The sequence below is a fragment of the Lysinibacillus sp. FSL W8-0992 genome (genome assembly GCF_038008685.1).
Taxonomy (GTDB): Bacteria; Bacillota; Bacilli; order Bacillales_A; family Planococcaceae; genus Lysinibacillus.
Window position 1 is genome coordinate 4,542,418 of the sequence record NZ_JBBOZQ010000001.1, and the last position, 18,066, is coordinate 4,560,483.

The window sequence follows — 18,066 nt, forward strand, 5'->3', positions numbered from 1 at the left end:
GTTTCTTAAACTTTTAAATGACTATACAAATGCTCATATACTTTTCCCAAAATTTCCATACTGTATTTTTCTTGAAGGAAACTATACCCTAACAGTTTTCCATAGTTTTCAATAGCTTGCACTCTTAAATTTGTAGGCTCTAAATTGAGTAGCGTAAGAAACAATTGAATTTCTTCTTTACTCATCTCATATGGTAGTAACTGTCGTTTTCTGCAAAAATCCAACAAGATTGCTTGCCATTCAATTGAAAAAATCGGAATAGCTTTTGCATTTATAACAGGTACACCTATATAATGCGGCAACGCATTGAGTGAAAATTTTAATTCATAGCAGCTTCGTAGAAAAAGGTCTTGTACGCCTTTTTTACTTCGCATTAAGCGTTGCTTCACATACTGTTGACACATTCTTTTATAAATATGCCAGTAAACAATAAATGCTTCATACGTAATTGACTTCGGCTCATAAAATGGAAAGTATTGTGTTTCAAGTGGAATATCGAGTACGTTCGCTATAAAAGTATGCCCGTGAACATGAAGAAGATTCGTCCAGTAATTAAATTTAGCTGCTCTCGCATCATATGTAACTAAATACGGCACATTATTTGATGAATAACTAATAACGTTTTGGTGGATGGGAGAAATTCTAATTTTTTGAATAGCTTGCGTTGTATAACTGTTTTGTGGTGTTTGAAAAAGCCATAAAGCTTGGATATTATTTTTCTCATATCCCTCAGTTCGTAACTGCCAGTTTTCATTTGTTATCGCGCTACATTGAAATTCAAGCGCAATTGCTCGTTGTTTACTTTGTAGTAAAATATCCGGTCGTTGAGACAGTGTCGTTAAAAATGGCTCCAGCTCTACTGTATGCCCGAGTGATTTCAACCATTCAAATAATTGAATTTTTCCTCGCAAATGGAGCAGTGATTCTCCTTCTGAAAATCGTCGTTCACAAGATTGGCTAGCAATATGAGCAAAATGCGGGATATTGAGCTGACCAATTTTTAATTGAACAGACTGCTGACATTGAGGGCAAAAAAATTGTTGATATTGGCGATACATTTGCAGAGCTTCTCTCGAATGTTGATATGAGACAAATAATTGCTGCTGCTTTGTATAGGCAATTAACATGGCAATCTTTCTCCTTTTTGCACCCATTGTAAAGAAAGTTATCCTTTAAGCCAACTAAATATCTGCTTTTCTTTGAAATTTGATTTTTACCACATAAAAAAAAGACTGTAGACATACTCAAATCTTTGAGTGTGTCTACAGTCTGAAAGTTCCTGATAAGAAGCTAAAAGATGTTAACTAAAATATTTTCGAACAGTTTCGAAGCAATCGTATTCCATAATTTTTTCGCCATATTCTTCAAGACGATGAATTGTGAAATTGGAAGGGCTTAAAAACTCTTTAATGACTGCGTTCTTATCATGACGATTTAAATCGTCATCTGCGTTTGCAAAGTCTACTACTAAATAGTAACAACCTTCATATTTGAATAATGAGGAATCCACTAAGTCGTCTGTCATCCGTTTTGCAACGGGGATTAACTCATCTATATCTTTAAATTTATAAACATAAATGTCTGTATCCATAAATAACTCTGATTCATCCATGTCACCAAATTGAGTTAATTGACTAAGAAGATCCTCTCCAACTTCGTCGAATGGGGCAAACATACTTTTTTGTTCATCATAATGTGAATGACCATCTAATGTTTCACCGTCTTTTAAAATATGTGCACGTGTGACAATGATTTCTAAGCCTACTTCCGACGCATTGATATGAATCCAAATCGGACCTTCTACATCAAAATAATCTTCCGTATTCACTTCATCAATCATATCCCAAAAAAGTTGCTCACCCTTTGCTCGGTTGTACCAAATTTCTTCACGACTATAGCCGCGATCCTCTATATCATTGTACGTAATAAAGAGCTTGAGTGTATTTTCATTTACACGTTCGATGTCCACTAGACCTCATCTCCCTTCACTGTCATTTGTCGAAAAACAGTATTATTTAATTAGTATGCTTTGATTCATTGTTTTTAACCTTCATACTCCCTTGTTTTTCAACCTTTGACCACACCACAGAAAGTCATCGAGTAACTGTAATCATAATTTTTTTGTTCACAGTTGTCTCTAATTCTATTGTATGCTGTTCTTTCATAAAATGAAAAGGATATACACCATTTCAAAGAAGATATTTGAATTATTGAAATTGTAGTAAACTATTTAGATTAAATCAAGTTTAACATACTTTTAGGGAAATATATGACTTTTACCTATTAATTATTAGTTTTGTTTGAAGGTTTTTACATAAGTAAAACATAAAAAAATAGATGTCACAACATGCATGCTTCTGCATTTGTAACACCTAATACATTTATTCTATGCAATATAGGAGGATTTTAGTTCACCATGCGCTGTGCTTCTTGTAATTGATAAGCCCGAACCTTACGTGGTAAAAATCGTCGAATTTCATCTTCATTATAGCCTACTTGCAATCGTTTCTCGTCCAAAATTATTGGGCGTCGTAATAAGCCAGGATATTCTTGAATTAGTTCATATAAGCGTTGTAATGGTAAGCTTTCAACATCTACATTCAATTTTTGGAATATTTTGGAGCGAGTTGAAATAATTTCATCTGTTCCATCCTCCGTCATTCGTAAAATTTCTTTAATTTCACTAATGCTTAACGGTTCAGAAAAAATATTACGTTCTGTATATGGGATTTCATGCTCCTCTAACCATGCTTTCGCTTTACGACAAGACGTACAACTTGGTGATGTAAATAAAGTAACTATCATACTGACACATCCTTTCTCTTTGTTTTCGTTATCTATAAGCCACTTTGTTAAATTAGAATTAATGTAATGTAAAACTACAGTTCCATTATACAGCACTCTGCTGTATTTGAATATAGTTCCAAGGAAAAAAAGAATGCATAGTAAATGACTTTGTTACAAAATATTCTGTCTTTTAATACTACCTTAAAGTATCTAATTCCTTTGCATGTCCAACGAACTAATAATAATATTCCCATTAGCACATCATTTTAAACATGGATATACGGAAACTAGTTGTTCTCAATTAAAAAATACAAACGAGAATAATGTCACTTAGACGTGTACAATTATGACGCTACTTTCCAAATGTAGGTTGCTTTTTTTTACAAAACTAAAAAAATTCAGTCTAAAGACTGACTTTTCAGGCTTGCATTTAGCTAAGTCTTTATACTATAATGTGGTGCAATAAGAAAAGCGCATTTTGCGCATTATCTCTACATTAATAATGTAGTTAAAAACGCTGACGAAGAGTAGTACATATGCAATATACATGTATAGAGAGTCTGTGGTTGCTGGAAACAGATCATGTACGCATTTGGAATGGACTTCCGAGTTAGCTTTGTGAACGTACAAGTAAGCACTTGATACCTATTAGCAAAGCTCGTCTCTTCACGTTACGAAGCTAAGTGGCCTTTTAGGCAAGCAGGGTGGTACCGCGGATTCGAACATCATTCGTCCCTTCATTAGTAAAATCTAATGAGGACGCATGATGTTTTTTTATTTTTCGAACCCCGAGGAGGAACTTATTATGACAACAATTTTTTCAGGCGTACAGCCAACTGGTATTGTGACATTAGGAAATTATCTTGGCGCATTCAAGCAATTCCCAGCTTTACAGGATGAAGGGAATGCCATTTATTGTATCGTTGACCAACATGCCATTACTGTTGCGCAAGATCCAAAAGAGCTACGTCAAAACATTCGTAATTTAGCTGCTACTTATATCGCTACTGGTATTGACCCTCAAAAGTCCACACTATTCATCCAATCAGAAGTACCTGCCCATGCCCAAGCAGGATGGATGCTACAATGTGTCGCTTCTATCGGTGAGCTAGAGCGCATGACGCAGTTCAAAGATAAATCCCATGGTAAAGAAACAGTTTCTGCAGCACTTTTAACATATCCACCATTAATGGCGGCTGACATTTTATTATATAACACGAATATTGTTCCTGTAGGAGACGATCAAAAGCAACATATTGAGCTAACACGTGACCTTGCAGAGCGCTTTAACAAACGCTTTGGTGAAGTTTTAACAATTCCTGAAATTCAGTTACCAAAAGCAGGTGCTCGCATTAAATCTTTACAAGAGCCTACAAAAAAAATGAGCAAGTCCGACCCAAATACAAAAGCAACAATTAAGCTTTTAGATACAGCTAAGGATATTGAGAAAAAAATTAAATCAGCAGTAACTGACTCTGATGGTATTGTGGCTTTTGATGTTGAAAATAAACCTGGCGTTTCAAATTTATTAACGATTGAATCGGCTATTACAGGTGTATCTATTGATGATTTAGTGAAAAAATATGATGGTATCGGTTATGGTGGCTTTAAACAAGGTGTGGCGACAGCAGTTATCGATCATCTTACACCAATTCAAGAAAGATTTTATAACCTTGTAGAATCCTCTGAATTAGATATCATTTTAGATGCAGGCGCAGAAAAGGCAAATGCTATTGCTAGCGCAACTTTAAAGCGCATGGAACAAGCTATGGGCTTAGGTCGCACACGTCGCTAAGAAAGGAATTAGCATATGCACTGTGAACATTGCAATAAAACAATCAAAGCCTTACTGTTAGAAAGTGACTTTGGTGCAGATCCATTATGGTGTGGCCATTGTCGCGCTAATTTAGAATTAGAACAGCTTCCTTTAGGAGAGGTGTTATTAGCTGATCTGACGACATGGATGTGTAAGTTTGGTGAATGGATTGATCTTGAAACAGATTCAGTTATCGAAGGTATGGAATACTTAGCGAAAAATCATGATAAGCAAGGTGAAGACTTGGCCCAAAAAGTAGCAGTAGAATTAGCGGTGCCCGTAACATTTATGCCTTATCTTTAAGATTAGCTGTTCGATCAAAACCAAAATCGAGCACAACGCTACAAAGTACAATACAAGCTCCAATTGCCATATAAAATTCTGTCGTATGCATAATAAATTTAAAGACAACTGACCAGGAATAACCAAGAGTCCGGTAATTTAAATATAAAATTAAATTGCCAATGGAAAGTATCATTAATCCATAGCTCATTAAAAATATAAAAAGACGAAACAAATAAACGGCATCCTTTCTATTTCTTCTTACTTTCTTTTCTATTCGCTAGCTTTTAAAAAAAGACGTCAGCCTTGTAAATTAGGCTGACGTTTTTTTTATTCCTCAATTTTTTTAAATAATAGACTTGCGTTATGACCACCAAAACCAAGTGAATTACTCATTGCATATTCAATGTTCGCTTCACGAGCTTCATTCGGCACATAATCTAAATCACACTCTGGGTCTGGCTCTGTTAAATTGATTGTTGGCGGTAAAATGCCCTCTTTCAATGCTAGTGCTGTAAAAATGGCTTCCACACCACCAGCTGCACCTAGTAAGTGACCTGTCATTGATTTAGTAGAGCTCATCGCTAATTTATAAGCATGTTCTCCAAAAGCAGTTTTTACTGCTTGTGTTTCAAATAAATCATTGTATGGTGTACTTGTTCCATGTGCGTTAATATAGCCAACTTGTGAAGGGTCTACTCCACCATCTTCTAATGCTTGAGTCATCGCACGTGCAGCACCTTCACCTTCTGGAGCTGGTGCAGTAATATGATGCGCATCTCCAGTTGAACCGTAACCAAGAACTTCTGCATAAATTTTTGCGCCACGCGCTTTTGCATGTTCGTATTCTTCTAAAATAACAATCCCTGCACCTTCACCAATAATAAAGCCGTCACGATTTTTATCAAATGGACGAGAAGCTGTTTGAGGATCCGTATTTAACGATAATGCTGTATTCGCACAGAAGCCTGCAACCGCCATCGTCACGATTGGTGATTCAGCTCCTCCTGAAATCATCACATCAGCATCGCCACGTTCAATTACTTTAAATGCATCACCAATTGAATTCGTACCTGATGCACAAGCTGTTACTGAACAAGAATTGATGCCCTTAGCTCCAAAGTGAATAGACACTTGACCTGAAGCCATATCTGGAATCATCATTGGAATAAAGAATGGACTAACACGTCTTGCGCCACGCTCTTGGAACGTTAAAAATTGTTGTTCATATGTTTCCATGCCACCGATACCAGAGCCAATCCATACACCTGCACGTGGTGCTAATTCTTCATCGATTGTAAGCTGTGCATCTTCCATCGCCATAATAGACGCTGCTAGTGCATAGTGCGTGAAACGGTCCATTTTGCGAGCTTCTTTACGTTCAATATACTTTTCAATATCAAAGTCTTTTATTTCAGCAGCGATTTTGGCAGCAAATAGATCTTTATTTAAGCGCGTTAATTCACCAACGCCTGATTTACCAGCCTTGATGTTTGCCCATGTTTCTTCGATGCTATTCCCTAGTGGTGTAACAGCGCCAATTCCTGTAATTACTACTCGTCGTTTACTCATTGTCTTACTCCTCTCAAGCAATTTTCTATGTTATTTTCCCCATCTCATTGCAACGGCACCCCATGTTAAGCCACCGCCAAAACCGACAAGTACTAATAAATCATCATCTTTTATTTTACCTGCTTCAAGCTCTTCTACTAAAGAAATACCAATAGAAGCTGCTGATGTATTGCCATATTTGTGAATCGTTTTTGACATTTTTTCTGCTGGTAATGCTAATCGTTCACGTGCGGATTCCATAATTCGAATATTTGCTTGATGTGGAATTAAAAAATCAACATCTTCTTTTGTTAAACCAGCTTTGTCTAATACATTAACTGCTGATTCACCCATTTGACGTACAGCAAACTTAAATACTTCACGACCGTTCATCGCAATTGTCTCTTGCTGCGTTAAATAAAGATGCTTACCGCCCGTGCCGTCTGCTCCAAGCTCAAATGATAAAATCCCTCTACCTTCTGATACAGGACCGACAATGGCAGCACTTGCTCCATCACCAAATAAAACAGCCGTATTGCGATCTTCCCAATCAATGACTTTGGACAGCTTTTCAACACCTACTACTAAGACATATTTATAAGCGCTTGATTCTACAAATTGTTTTGCTGTCACTAAGCTATATATAAATCCTGCGCAAGCTGCTGCTTGGTCCATCGCTGCTGCATTTACAGCGCCAATTTGCTCCTGAACCATACATGCTACACTTGGAAATGTTTGATCTTGTGTTACAGTTGCTACAAGTATTAATCCTATTTCTTCAGGTGTAATACCTGCTTTTGCAATAGCATCTTTCGCAGCTGCCACTGCTAAATCTGAAGTTTCCTGATTATCTGCAGCGAAATGACGTTCTTCAATTCCTGTACGAGTTCGAATCCATTCATCCGAAGTGTCCATAATTTTTTCTAAGTCAAAATTCGTAACGACCTTTTCAGGAACGTATCTGCCTAAACCTATAATACCTGCGTTCATATAGCAACCCCTCTGCTTTCTTACTATCAATTATTAGTAACTGGTCATAATTATAACTCATAATGAAGGAATGGTGCAAGGTGAATTAAATTAAGTATACCAGATAGTAGTCGTTCAATCGCTGGTAAAACTTCTGTTAGCGCCGATTGAAGTCTCTTAATCGCCGGTAAAACTTCTGTTATCGCCGATAGAACTTGTTCTATCGCCGCTTAAATAATTCTCTTCTACCGACAAGCTAAAATGTTGTTACAAAATTGCCATAAATCACCGCTCTGTATGCGCCACTTTTTGATAAAAGGTTCTTTTTTTTTCGACTTATGTTATGATATGATAATGTATATGTAATAAAAAAGTTCGGTTGAGGTGAATTAAATGCAATATATCGTAACGTTCATATGGTCATTCTTACTAGTTTCAATGTTAAACTACGTAGTAAGTGCTGTAATCGGAGTACCATTTGATTTCCAAACTGGTGCGATCCTTTCATTGGTATTCTCTGTACTTATTTTTGTTATTGGCGCAATCATTCCAAACGAGCCAACTCCAGAAGCTGCAGACCACCATTAATCAATATCATAAAAAAACCTGTCTCGCCTAATGCGAAACAGGTTTTTTTCTATTTGTTATTTTTCGACTACACACTGACCATTTTGCATTTTAATATGCAAAGTCTCTCCTGGTAGTACTTCGCCACGCAATAACTCCTTGGCAACTGCTGTTTCAATATAACGTTGTACAAAGCGTTTTAATGGACGTGCCCCAAACTGCGGATCTGCTCCTTGTTCAACAACCCAATCTATTACTTCTTGAGCAACATCTAATGTAACTTCCTGCTCAGCTACACGTTTTACAAGCTGCTCAACATATTTCCAAGCAATCGCAGTGAAATGTTCTTCAGATAACGCATGGAACATAATAATATCGTCCACTCGGTTTAAAAGTTCTGGCTTAAAGTGCTGACGCAGCGCTGCCATTACTAAATCCTCAACACCAGCATCGTCTTCTTGTGCTTCCATTAAATAGCTAGAGCCTATATTGGATGTTAAAATAATTACGGTATTTGTAAAGTTCACCATTCGTCCCTGACTATCTGTAATGCGCCCATCATCTAAAATTTGCAATAATATGTTCGCTACATCTGGATGAGCCTTTTCAATTTCATCGAGTAATACGACAGAATATGGATTACGACGAACCGCTTCAGTTAATTGTCCACCCTCTTCATAGCCGATATAGCCTGGAGGTGCACCAACAAGACGTGATACGCTATGTTTCTCCATATACTCACTCATATCAATTCGAATAAAATGCTCCTCGGAATCAAACAACTGTGCAGCAAGTGCCTTAGCGAGCTCAGTTTTACCTACACCTGTTGGCCCTAGAAATAAAAAGCTACCAATTGGGCGATGTGGATCTTTAATGCCTGCTCGGGCACGCCATACTGCTTCTGTAACAAGCTGAACAGCATTATCCTGTCCTACAACCCGTTCATGTAACGTATCTTTTAAACGCAGTAATTTTTCACGTTCACCTTCAACTAACTTTGTTACAGGGATACCTGTCCAACGAGATACAATTGATGCAATTTCGTCAGATGTGACTTCTTCACGCAAAATACGTGTCTCACTACCATTTTCTAGATGTTTCTCCATCTCTTGAATCTCTTTTTCAAGCGCAGGAATTTTGCCATGTCGTAATTCAGCAGCTTTATTTAAATCATATTTACTTTCCGCTTCGTCTAAATCTCGACGATATTTATCAAGTGATTCACGTTTTTTCTGGATGCCTTGCAATGCTTCTTTCTCTGCTTCCCATTGTTTTCGCATCCCTTCTGATGAATCTTTAAGCTTTTTTAACTCTTCTTGTAATTGCTCAAGACGTTTTTTACTAGCTTCATCTTTTTCTTTACGCAATGCTTGTTCTTCAATTTCTAACTGCATTATACGACGAGTCACCGCATCTAGTTCTTGCGGCATCGAATCGATTTCTGTTCGTATCATCGCACATGCCTCATCAATTAAATCAATCGCTTTATCTGGTAAAAAACGCTCTGTAATATAGCGATTTGAAAGCTCTGCAGCAGCTACAATAGCCCGATCATGAATACGTACTGCATGATGCAGTTCAAAGCGTTCTTTTAAACCACGCAAAATAGAAACGGTATCTTCAATAGACGGTTCACGAACAAGCACTTGTTGGAAGCGGCGTTCTAAAGCTGGATCTTTTTCAATATACATACGGTATTCGTCTAGCGTAGTAGCGCCTATACAGTGGAGTTCCCCACGCGCAAGCATAGGCTTCAACATATTTCCAGCATCCATTACTCCGTCTGTTTTACCAGCACCAACAATTGTATGGATTTCATCGATAAATAAAATAATGCGCCCTTCAGATTCTTTTACCTCTTTTAGTACGCCTTTTAATCGTTCTTCAAATTGACCACGATAACTTGCACCAGCTATTAATGCACTCATATCAAGCTCGTACAATACGCACTCTTTTAATCCTTCTGGAACATCACCTTTCACAATACGTTGTGCCAACCCTTCTACAATGGCTGTTTTACCTACTCCTGGTTCACCGATTAAGACTGGGTTATTTTTCGTTTTACGCGTTAAAATTCGAATCACATTGCGAATTTCTTCATCACGTCCAATTACAGGGTCCATTTTGCCGTTTTTTACTTCTTCAACTAAGTTACGACCAAATTGCTCTAATGGTTTTTTATCATCAGTTTGTTGAAATTGCATTGTAGCACTCCTCTTCTCTCTTCTTTTTTATATCTTTACCCTTATTCTGATTCCATTAAAAGTTTGACCTTTTTTGACTAACTTTATTTTACAACAATCGACAAATTGTAGCAAAAAAAAAGCTCAAAAATATTTTACTGAAAAATGGAAAATTACGTTATAATAGTGGTATGTTTCGTTGTTTTAGTATATCGAAATGATTATCGTCATCCTTTTGTAATACAGGTAATTTTTATTACAAAAAGAAAGAGATGTGTTTGATATATGGTACTAATGGATAATATTCAAGAGAAAATGCATGCACTTTTTAAAAATAATGGCGTTTTTATTAAAGTGAATAAAGATAGTAAAATTTTCTTAGAAGGGGAACGAGCTAAAGAAATTTATTATATTAAAACAGGGGCTATTTCGATTAGCCAGGAAACCGAAAATGGAAAGGAATTAACAATTCGAATTTGCGGTCCTGATAGTATAATTGGTGAAGGCTCATTATTTTGTAACCTCACTTATTTTTCGATGACAGCTAAAGTTTTAGAACCTTCAACGTTGTATGTTTTAAGTCGTAAATCATTAGAGCATCTATTAGTGGAGCAGCCACATTTAATGGTAGAGTATATGAAATGGTTGCAAACAGAAAATTTAAAATATCAAAGCCGTCTACGTGATTTAGTGTTAAATGGTAAAAAAGGTGCTTTATTTTCTACGCTAATTCGCCTTTCAAATACGTATGGGAAGCCATTAGAAAATGAGTCAATTTTTATCGACTTTCCATTAACAAATTCAGAAATTGCGAATTTATGTGCTACAAGTAGAGAAATGATTAACCGAATGTTGAACGATCTTAAAAAACATCACATTCTATCCTTTGAAAAAGGCTATATTACTATTCTTAATTTACAATATTTAAAAAATGAAATTGCCTGTGAAAACTGCCCATTGCAAATTTGCCGTATTGACTAATATATCAACAACGGCGTGACGTATTTGAGACATGCGTAGGTTTCTGTAACGATTAATTAAGCCGTAATTTTAATTCTCAGTGAATGCAGTGCATCTTTGGCATGTCTTCCCTACTTATAAAAGCGGAGGACTTCTGCTAAAGCAAAATAAATATTAAATCCCCGCTTACAGTTATGTGCAAGCAGGGATTTTTTATTCATATTGTTAGAAGTCAATCTATTAGCGGACACCTAATGCCATTTTCGCATAGCGAGACATTTTATCTTTTGACCAAGGTGGGTTCCATACAATATTTACATTTGTACTTTTCACCTCTGGTAGTTCACTCATAGCTGTATTTACTTGATCGACAATAACCGGTCCCATCGGGCAGCCCATTGAAGTTAATGTCATTGTAACTGTTGCTAACCCCTCGTCATCTAAATCTACATCATATACTAAACCTAAGTTGACGATATCAATACCAAGCTCAGGGTCGATTACGTTTTCTAATGCACTTAACATGCTGTCTTTCATATCTTGATCCATCTGTATTTCTCCTTTCGTCACAGTGTTAACTTAATCATAGCAGATGCTTCTTATTATGCCAAATGCTGTGCAAGCCAATCGGTTGCCGCCAACATACCTTCACGTGTTACAGTATGACCAGCATGTTTATCTGTAATAAATTTTAAGTTGCTCGGATTTTCATCGTAGTATGCACGTAATGTTAAATAAAAGTTATACGTATCATTAAAAGGTACGGTTTTATCATGCTCACCATGCCAAAAGAATACAGGGCGTCCAGCGAATTGTTCTGGTGTTAAACTGATATCATACTTTGCGAGAAGTTCATTCGTTTTTTGTACTTCTTGCTCTGACATCGGAAATTTCACTCCGTTTTTCGCCATTTGTTGCAATTGATAGGCACCTAATTTAATAAAACCAGGGCCTCCCATACATATTGCTGCCGTTTGAATCCAATTATAACGTTTTAAACAGCCAGATGTGACGATTGCACCCATTGAAGTGCCCGCTACACCAATTTTATTGTTAGCTATTAATTGCTTATTCTTTAATTCTTTATATAATTGCTCTACTTCATGAATAGAATTTAAGACGATATCCCAAAAATGTAAATTCATTTGAGTCTCTGTTAATCCTTCGCTGCGATCACCATGAAGTTTTGCATCTGGTAATAGGACACGCACCCCTTTATTTACTAACTGGTATGCATAATGTAAGTTATGTTCTTTTGCACTCATAAAGCCGTGTAAGAAAATTACTACCGGGGTATTTTCATTCATATTATCTGTCGATATATGTAACAAAGGAATATGTCCCCAAATTTCATTCTTTACTAACATTCTTGTCACTCCCAACTTTTGTCTAACCTTTTTTATGTTAGCAAACTTTTTTCAATGTGACAAAATTTTGACGTATGGATTACAAAGAGATACTATTCAAACATATAGGAAAGGGGCAACAAGCAATGAAACCGCATTTAATCGTTTTAGATTTAGATGGTACGTTATTAACGGACCAACAACAAATTTCTTTAAAAACAAAACAAACATTATTGCAGGCTAAGGAACAAGGGCATCAGGTTATGATTGCCACAGGTCGTCCTTATCGTGCAAGTGATATCTACTATCATGAGCTTGGTTTAACAACACCTATTGTGAATTTTAATGGCGCTTATGTCCACCATCCTAAAAATGCTGCTTGGCAAACAATGCATACACCGATTGACTTAAACGTTGTACGAGAGGTTGTTGATTCTGTTAATAGCTATGAATATGAAAATATTATAGCTGAAGTGAAGGATGACATTTATGTGCATACAGAGGATGATCGCATACTAAATATTTTTAACATGGGTAACCCAAAAATTACGTTAGGTGATATTTCGACAAACCTATTAGTTAATCCAACAAGTCTCCTAATTCAAGCTAACGAAACTAATTCCATGATTATTCGAGACCATTTACAAGCAGTTCATGCGGAAGTTATAGAGCATCGTCGTTGGGGTGCACCGCTTCATATTATTGAAATTGTCCGTCGTGGCTTAAATAAAGCTGTCGGTATTTCACATGTAGCTAAAGATTTAGGTATTCCGCGTGAGCGTATTATCGCCTTTGGTGACGAGGACAATGATTTAGAAATGATTGATTATGCCGGTATTGGCGTCGCTATGGGTAACGGAATCACTAGCTTAAAAAACATAGCCAATGAAATTACAACGACGAATAATGAAGATGGCATTGCTAAAATACTTATTGAGCGCTTAAAATTATGATAGTTAAGTAGTAATTCCCCTTTTTTCAGCCATTTAAAAATAGGGAGAAGTAAGCATTACTAATAAATACAGTTTTTTAGGAGGTTAAGATGATGAAAATTTTTACTGATAGTGGATGTGATTTGCCGAAGTCTTACTACGAAGAGAATGATGTCATTCTACTTCCGTTACGTGTACAAGTAAATAACAACGAATATGATGATGTCATATCGATTGATTCTAAAGAAGTTTACGACGCTATCCGACAAGGTGCACATCCGAAAACTTCACAAGTTTCACCAGAACTCTTTTTAAAACATTTTGAAGAGCTTGCAAAAAGCGGTGAGCAAGGCATTTATATCGCCTTTTCATCTGAATTGTCAGGTACGTATAGTACAGCTTTAATGATACGCAACCAAGTAATTGAGCAGTACCCTACACTAAAGCTAGCAATTATCGATTCAAAATGTGCCTCTTTAGGTCACGGCTTAATCGTTCAAGAAGCCGTTCAACTGAGGAAAGCAGGTACTTCGCTTGAAGAAATCGAAACAAAAGTCTCTTCACTCGCTTCACAGATGGAACATCTTTTCACAGTGGAAGATTTAGATTACCTTGCTAAAGGGGGGCGTGTTTCAAAAGCAAGTGCATTTCTTGGTGGACTCCTTAGCATTAAGCCTATTTTAAATGTCGAGGATGGCAAACTGGTACCGATTGAAAAATCACGTGGTCGTAAAAAAGCGATTGCGCGTATGTTAGATTTAATGCAAGAGCGTGGTGGTAATTTTTCTAATAAAATTGTCGGCATTAGCCATAGTGATGATACGGCCTTTGCTAACGAAGTAAAGGCATCCATACAGGAAAAATTCGCGCCAAAAGAAGTTCAAATGACAATGATTGGCTCAGTTATCGGTTCTCATGTTGGACCAGGTACAATCGCTATTTTCTTTACAAATAAAAGCTACCAATCATAGCATATTGAGAACAGGACATAAGAGAAAAAGTGTTAGATTGATTTCAATCAATCTAACACTTTTTTACTATGCAGTTGATGTCCGCTACGGCGGTTGCTTTCCGCGGGCACACCGTAAGCCGCAACCCTCGCTAGCGCGCGGTTTGTTGCGTCTTACGCTGAGTACGTTCCCACAGGAGTCACCTCCTTCGCTACCATCAACTAATGTTCTATTCTAAATTTTATCTACTGTAAAAGAATTTACTAACAGCTTTGTTCCTCTGTTAAAGTTTTGTCCCAGCCTCTTGGCTAATTTTATTTTGCAGCGTCTTGTTCTTGACGACGTTTTTTACCTCGTTTAATAATAACAACGACGAAGCCAATAAATACAACATAGACTAATCCAAGCGCAGCCATGTAAGGAATGTTTAGCCCTTCATCGTCTTTAACTTGATATATTTCTACAATTTCACGGTCTAAAATGACAGGGTACACATCTTTTTCATTTATACGTACCTTTTCTTCTTGTAAAATACCGTTGAGCATTTTGCCTTCACCAATTTGCTCTGGTGTTAAATCGACACGTTGTGTTTTCCCCGTATTGTTCACCATAATAATCCATTGCTCTTCATCAGATTTTCGTGTAAACACAAGTAAACCATTGTCATTTGTAATGACTTCAAAATCACCTTTACGTAATGTCGCTGATTGATTACGTAAAGATTGTACGTTTTTAATATAATCAATTAACTCTTCATCTGTTTTAAAATTGTATAATTGATGTGTGTCAGGTTTCACTTCCCCGTTCATGGCAATTTCTGTACCATACTGAACAACAGGAATTCCAGGCATCATAAATAACGCTCCCAATGCCATTTTTAATCGTGTTGGAGGGAACATATTTTCAGATGCGGAATCGAATGTAAAACGATGCGTTTGCAATGAATCAATCATAATTTGCGTTGGTTTCTCACTAGTAAAAGGCTCCATTAGCTTTGAAGAGTCTTTATCGACATTTTTAAACATATTACGGTAAATTTCTGCCGTTTCTGGCGAGAAGCTTGCATCAAAATTTGCATCGCTTTCTTCATTTGAAATAATGTATAATGATTTTTTTGTATCTTTTAATGCTGCGATCATTGCATTAAGAAATGCAGAATCGGCATCCGCAATATTTGTTAAACGTATGCCACCAACATCATATGTAGAAACAAATTTTGTCGCTGATTCAATTAAAGCAGCTTGTACATCTTTATTTGTTAAATCCCATTGAATATGTCCATTATCTGTAGAGGCAATCCAGTTCTGTTTTGCTGCATCCTGTGCCCACTCATGATTAGGGCTTACATTATTTAAGGGAAAGTCAACCATAATCGACATATTTTTTTCTTTAAATGTCTTCACTACACTTTGAAATTCTTCTGCTGTTCCAAAATGCTCTTCGATTTTACTATAGCTTGTTGGCATTGAGCCATCGTATATTTCAGTATCGAAAATTGTTCCGATAGATACGATCGTATAGCCCATTTCTCCAATAAATTTTAGTTTATCTTGTAGACCTGTGAAGTCACCGCCTGCAAATTTCGTTGGGTCTTGCGTATTTGTATCAAAATCGTTGGTGCCTGAACCATTAAAGAAACGGTCAACGAGTAAATCAAAAATGCTTTCTTCTGCAATCGTTCTTGTTTGAACTTCATCCGCATGAGCTGGTGTTACACCAATCAATGAAGTTGCCAGTAAAAGCGATGCGGCTGTTGCGCCTATCCACTTCTTAAATTTCACTTTTATTCCCTCTCTTTCAAAGCAATCCAACGTCATTTTACCAAATAAAACAGCTACGTAGCTATCATTTCAAAATATTTTCCTGAAATGCAAAATGAATTAAGACAAAAAGGTGTCAAATTAAGCCAACTTCAATAATAAAAGACAGAGACCATTGAGAAAAAGTGTTGTTTGACTACAGTAAATTTTGGCTCTGCCATTGTTATCCTCTACGGCGGTGCTTTCCACGGGCACAGTGTCAGCCGCAACCCTTACTAGTGTGCAGAATGCCCGCATCATACGTTTTGTATGCTCCCGCAGATTATAAATTCAAGAAAATTCAAAATTGTTTGAGTGACTGGCACTTTCAAAAAAAAAGCCGTGAAGCGACTGCATCACGGCTTTTTTTAATCATTATGCAAAGAAACTAAATCCCATTGGTAATTTGAACCCTAAGAACATTGTAATTAGTAAAAACACTACAAATAAAATCCAGAACATTGTTGTTGGCTTGTTTTTCTTTTGACGGACTAATACCATTTCCATCATGCCAATAACTAAAATACCGCCAATAAATTTAAAGCCATAAAGCATTCCTTGGCCAAACTTCATTGCTTCAATAAATAATGCCCCACCAGTAATGATAATTAAAATGTAAAATAAACGTAATGTCATATGTAAGCCTTTTGATTGCTTACCACTAAGTGCTGCAATTAAAAAGATTACGATACCAACTACCCAAGTTGTAATGTGTAAATCTGTTCGGCTAGTTAAAAAATCCATGTTTGTCCCACCTCATTTTTTTTCTATCAAACTATATCCTATCATGTGGTGGAAATGGTTTCAAATATTACAAATTGTGTTCACGAAATTGAATCAATTACGCATCGGAGGTAGCTAAATCCCACTAAATTCATTGCATTTTTGGGATTCTTCCACCATCTAGTAAAGGACCTTACAAAAAACAAATTAAAAAATCCGCGGAGCTTACACTCGCGCGGATTATACAAATTATTCAAAATGATTGACTAACGTACCGATACCTTGAATTGATACTTTCACTGTATCACCTGCTTTTAAAAATTGCGGAGGATTCATGCCTTTCCCTACGCCTGCTGGTGTACCTGTTAAAATGACATCGCCTGGCTCTAATGTTACGTGTTGCGATAAAATTGATACAAGGTTTTCAACAGTGAACATCATATCTTTTGTTGTACCGTTTTGGCGTACTTCATCATTCACTTTTGTTACAACTGTTAACTCTTGTGGATTTGGAATTTCATCTTTTGTCACAAGGTATGGTCCTAACGGGCAAGTACCTTCAAGACTTTTTCCTAAGAAAAATTGCTTATGTTTATCTTGCAGGTCACGCGCTGTAATATCATTCGCAATTGTGTAGCCAAATACATAATCAAAGGCTAAGTTTTTCGGAATGTTTTTCCCACGTTTACCAATGACAACTGCAAGTTCACCTTCATAATCCATTTTTGAAGAAAGATCAGCATGAATAGATAATGTTTGGCCATCCGCAGCAATCGCTGTTGGAGACTTCGTAAATACCATTAAATCGATTGGTGCTGCTTCTGCACCCATTTCCTTTGCATGCTCATCATAGTTTTTACCGATACACATAATGTTTTTTGGCGTACGTGGAATTGGTGATAACCATTCAATCGCTGTAAATTCACGCTTGAAGCTATTAGCACGATCTGATTTTTCTGCTGCCTCTACTAATTTACGAATCTGTTCAACAAAATCGAAGCCTAATGCAATACCATCGACAATTGAACTTGAAAAAGAAGGGAGAACTTGAAGTTCGTTTTGAATAGCGAGTACATCCCATACCGCTTCTTCTTTTTTTACTTTTGGTCCAAAGCTTACATGTCCACCTAATTTAAATGATAAAATTTTCATGATTTTAAGAGCTCCTTCTTTTTTCTACATGATACAACAATATGATATA

At 36.6% G+C, this 18,066-nt stretch carries 18 protein-coding genes and 1 other annotated feature; of the genes, 6 read left to right on the forward strand and 12 right to left on the reverse strand.

Annotation, left to right across the window (positions count from 1 at the left end):
• Window positions 1–5: 5 nt before the first annotated feature.
• The 3 genes from NSQ74_RS22605 to spxA form a co-directional block, all read right to left on the reverse strand.
• Entirely contained in the window at window positions 6–1,127 is a 1,122-nt protein-coding gene (locus tag NSQ74_RS22605; protein WP_340826284.1) for a competence protein CoiA, read from the reverse strand.
• 173 nt (window positions 1,128–1,300) lie between these two features.
• Window positions 1,301–1,969, reverse strand: a complete 669-nt coding sequence (mecA, locus tag NSQ74_RS22610; RefSeq protein WP_340826286.1) for an adaptor protein MecA — start codon at window positions 1,967–1,969, stop codon at window positions 1,301–1,303.
• Between the two features lie 437 nt (window positions 1,970–2,406).
• Window positions 2,407–2,802, reverse strand: coding sequence for a transcriptional regulator SpxA (gene spxA, locus NSQ74_RS22615; RefSeq protein ID WP_024362527.1), 396 nt, complete (start codon window positions 2,800–2,802; stop codon window positions 2,407–2,409).
• 493 nt (window positions 2,803–3,295) lie between these two features.
• Window positions 3,296–3,527 (forward strand) — a binding site (T-box leader).
• 65 nt (window positions 3,528–3,592) lie between these two features.
• On the opposite strand from spxA, the gene trpS reads away from it, so the two are divergent.
• Both trpS and NSQ74_RS22625 read left to right on the forward strand, forming a co-directional pair.
• Window positions 3,593–4,582 (forward strand): tryptophan--tRNA ligase, encoded by a 990-nt coding sequence (trpS, locus tag NSQ74_RS22620; RefSeq protein ID WP_340826288.1) that lies wholly within the window; start codon window positions 3,593–3,595, stop codon window positions 4,580–4,582.
• 15 nt (window positions 4,583–4,597) lie between these two features.
• On the forward strand, window positions 4,598–4,906 hold the full coding sequence (locus NSQ74_RS22625) for a hypothetical protein (RefSeq protein WP_340826290.1): 309 nt from the start codon (window positions 4,598–4,600) through the stop codon (window positions 4,904–4,906).
• On the opposite strand, the gene NSQ74_RS22630 is transcribed toward NSQ74_RS22625, so the two are convergent.
• From NSQ74_RS22630 to NSQ74_RS22640, 3 genes are all read right to left on the reverse strand, one after another.
• Window positions 4,890–5,120 carry a hypothetical protein gene (locus tag NSQ74_RS22630; protein WP_340826291.1) on the reverse strand — a complete coding sequence of 77 codons (231 nt, stop codon included), beginning with the start codon at window positions 5,118–5,120 and terminating at the stop codon, window positions 4,890–4,892. The two genes, NSQ74_RS22625 and NSQ74_RS22630, sit on opposite strands and share 17 nt — an antisense overlap.
• Window positions 5,121–5,215: 95 nt before the next feature.
• Entirely contained in the window at window positions 5,216–6,457 is a 1,242-nt protein-coding gene (gene fabF / locus NSQ74_RS22635; protein WP_340826292.1) for a beta-ketoacyl-ACP synthase II, read from the reverse strand.
• Window positions 6,458–6,487: 30 nt separating this feature from the next.
• The gene (locus tag NSQ74_RS22640) at window positions 6,488–7,426 is read right to left on the reverse strand and encodes a beta-ketoacyl-ACP synthase III (RefSeq protein WP_340826293.1); all 939 of its coding nucleotides are present in this window, start codon (window positions 7,424–7,426) and stop codon (window positions 6,488–6,490) included.
• 372 nt (window positions 7,427–7,798) lie between these two features.
• On the opposite strand from NSQ74_RS22640, the gene NSQ74_RS22645 reads away from it, so the two are divergent.
• Window positions 7,799–7,993 carry a YjzD family protein gene (locus NSQ74_RS22645; protein WP_340826294.1) on the forward strand — a complete coding sequence of 65 codons (195 nt, stop codon included), beginning with the start codon at window positions 7,799–7,801 and terminating at the stop codon, window positions 7,991–7,993.
• A 56-nt stretch (window positions 7,994–8,049) separates the two neighbouring features.
• Here the strand turns inward: NSQ74_RS22645 and NSQ74_RS22650 are convergent, their stop codons facing one another.
• Entirely contained in the window at window positions 8,050–10,176 is a 2,127-nt protein-coding gene (locus NSQ74_RS22650) for an ATP-dependent Clp protease ATP-binding subunit (protein ID WP_340826296.1), read from the reverse strand.
• 264 nt (window positions 10,177–10,440) lie between these two features.
• On the opposite strand from NSQ74_RS22650, the gene NSQ74_RS22655 reads away from it, so the two are divergent.
• Window positions 10,441–11,136 (forward strand): Crp/Fnr family transcriptional regulator, encoded by a 696-nt coding sequence (locus NSQ74_RS22655; RefSeq protein ID WP_445669070.1) that lies wholly within the window; start codon window positions 10,441–10,443, stop codon window positions 11,134–11,136.
• 219 nt (window positions 11,137–11,355) lie between these two features.
• Here NSQ74_RS22655 and NSQ74_RS22660 read toward each other — a convergent pair whose 3' ends face one another.
• A complete protein-coding gene (locus NSQ74_RS22660) occupies window positions 11,356–11,664 on the reverse strand; it encodes a metal-sulfur cluster assembly factor (protein WP_173478090.1) in 309 nt (102 codons plus the stop codon).
• A gap of 53 nt (window positions 11,665–11,717) precedes the next feature.
• A complete protein-coding gene (locus NSQ74_RS22665) occupies window positions 11,718–12,482 on the reverse strand; it encodes a prolyl oligopeptidase family serine peptidase (RefSeq protein WP_340826297.1) in 765 nt (254 codons plus the stop codon).
• Between the two features lie 125 nt (window positions 12,483–12,607).
• Here NSQ74_RS22665 and NSQ74_RS22670 point away from each other — a divergent pair, with 125 nt between their 5' ends.
• Together NSQ74_RS22670 and NSQ74_RS22675 are read left to right on the forward strand one after the other, a co-directional pair.
• Window positions 12,608–13,414 (forward strand): Cof-type HAD-IIB family hydrolase, encoded by an 807-nt coding sequence (locus NSQ74_RS22670; RefSeq protein ID WP_340826300.1) that lies wholly within the window; start codon window positions 12,608–12,610, stop codon window positions 13,412–13,414.
• Window positions 13,415–13,506: 92 nt separating this feature from the next.
• The gene (locus NSQ74_RS22675) at window positions 13,507–14,364 is read left to right on the forward strand and encodes a DegV family protein (protein WP_340826540.1); all 858 of its coding nucleotides are present in this window, start codon (window positions 13,507–13,509) and stop codon (window positions 14,362–14,364) included.
• A gap of 293 nt (window positions 14,365–14,657) precedes the next feature.
• On the opposite strand, the gene NSQ74_RS22680 is transcribed toward NSQ74_RS22675, so the two are convergent.
• The 3 genes from NSQ74_RS22680 to NSQ74_RS22690 all read right to left on the reverse strand — a co-directional run bounded on the left by NSQ74_RS22680 (window position 14,658) and on the right by NSQ74_RS22690 (window position 18,017).
• Window positions 14,658–16,124: an alpha-amylase family glycosyl hydrolase gene (locus NSQ74_RS22680; protein ID WP_340826301.1), complete on the reverse strand. Its 1,467-nt coding sequence runs from the start codon at window positions 16,122–16,124 to the stop codon at window positions 14,658–14,660.
• 393 nt (window positions 16,125–16,517) lie between these two features.
• Window positions 16,518–16,886 carry a YisL family protein gene (locus NSQ74_RS22685; RefSeq protein ID WP_340826303.1) on the reverse strand — a complete coding sequence of 123 codons (369 nt, stop codon included), beginning with the start codon at window positions 16,884–16,886 and terminating at the stop codon, window positions 16,518–16,520.
• A gap of 228 nt (window positions 16,887–17,114) precedes the next feature.
• A complete protein-coding gene (locus NSQ74_RS22690) occupies window positions 17,115–18,017 on the reverse strand; it encodes a fumarylacetoacetate hydrolase family protein (RefSeq protein WP_340826304.1) in 903 nt (300 codons plus the stop codon).
• Between the last annotated feature and the right edge of the window lie 49 nt (window positions 18,018–18,066).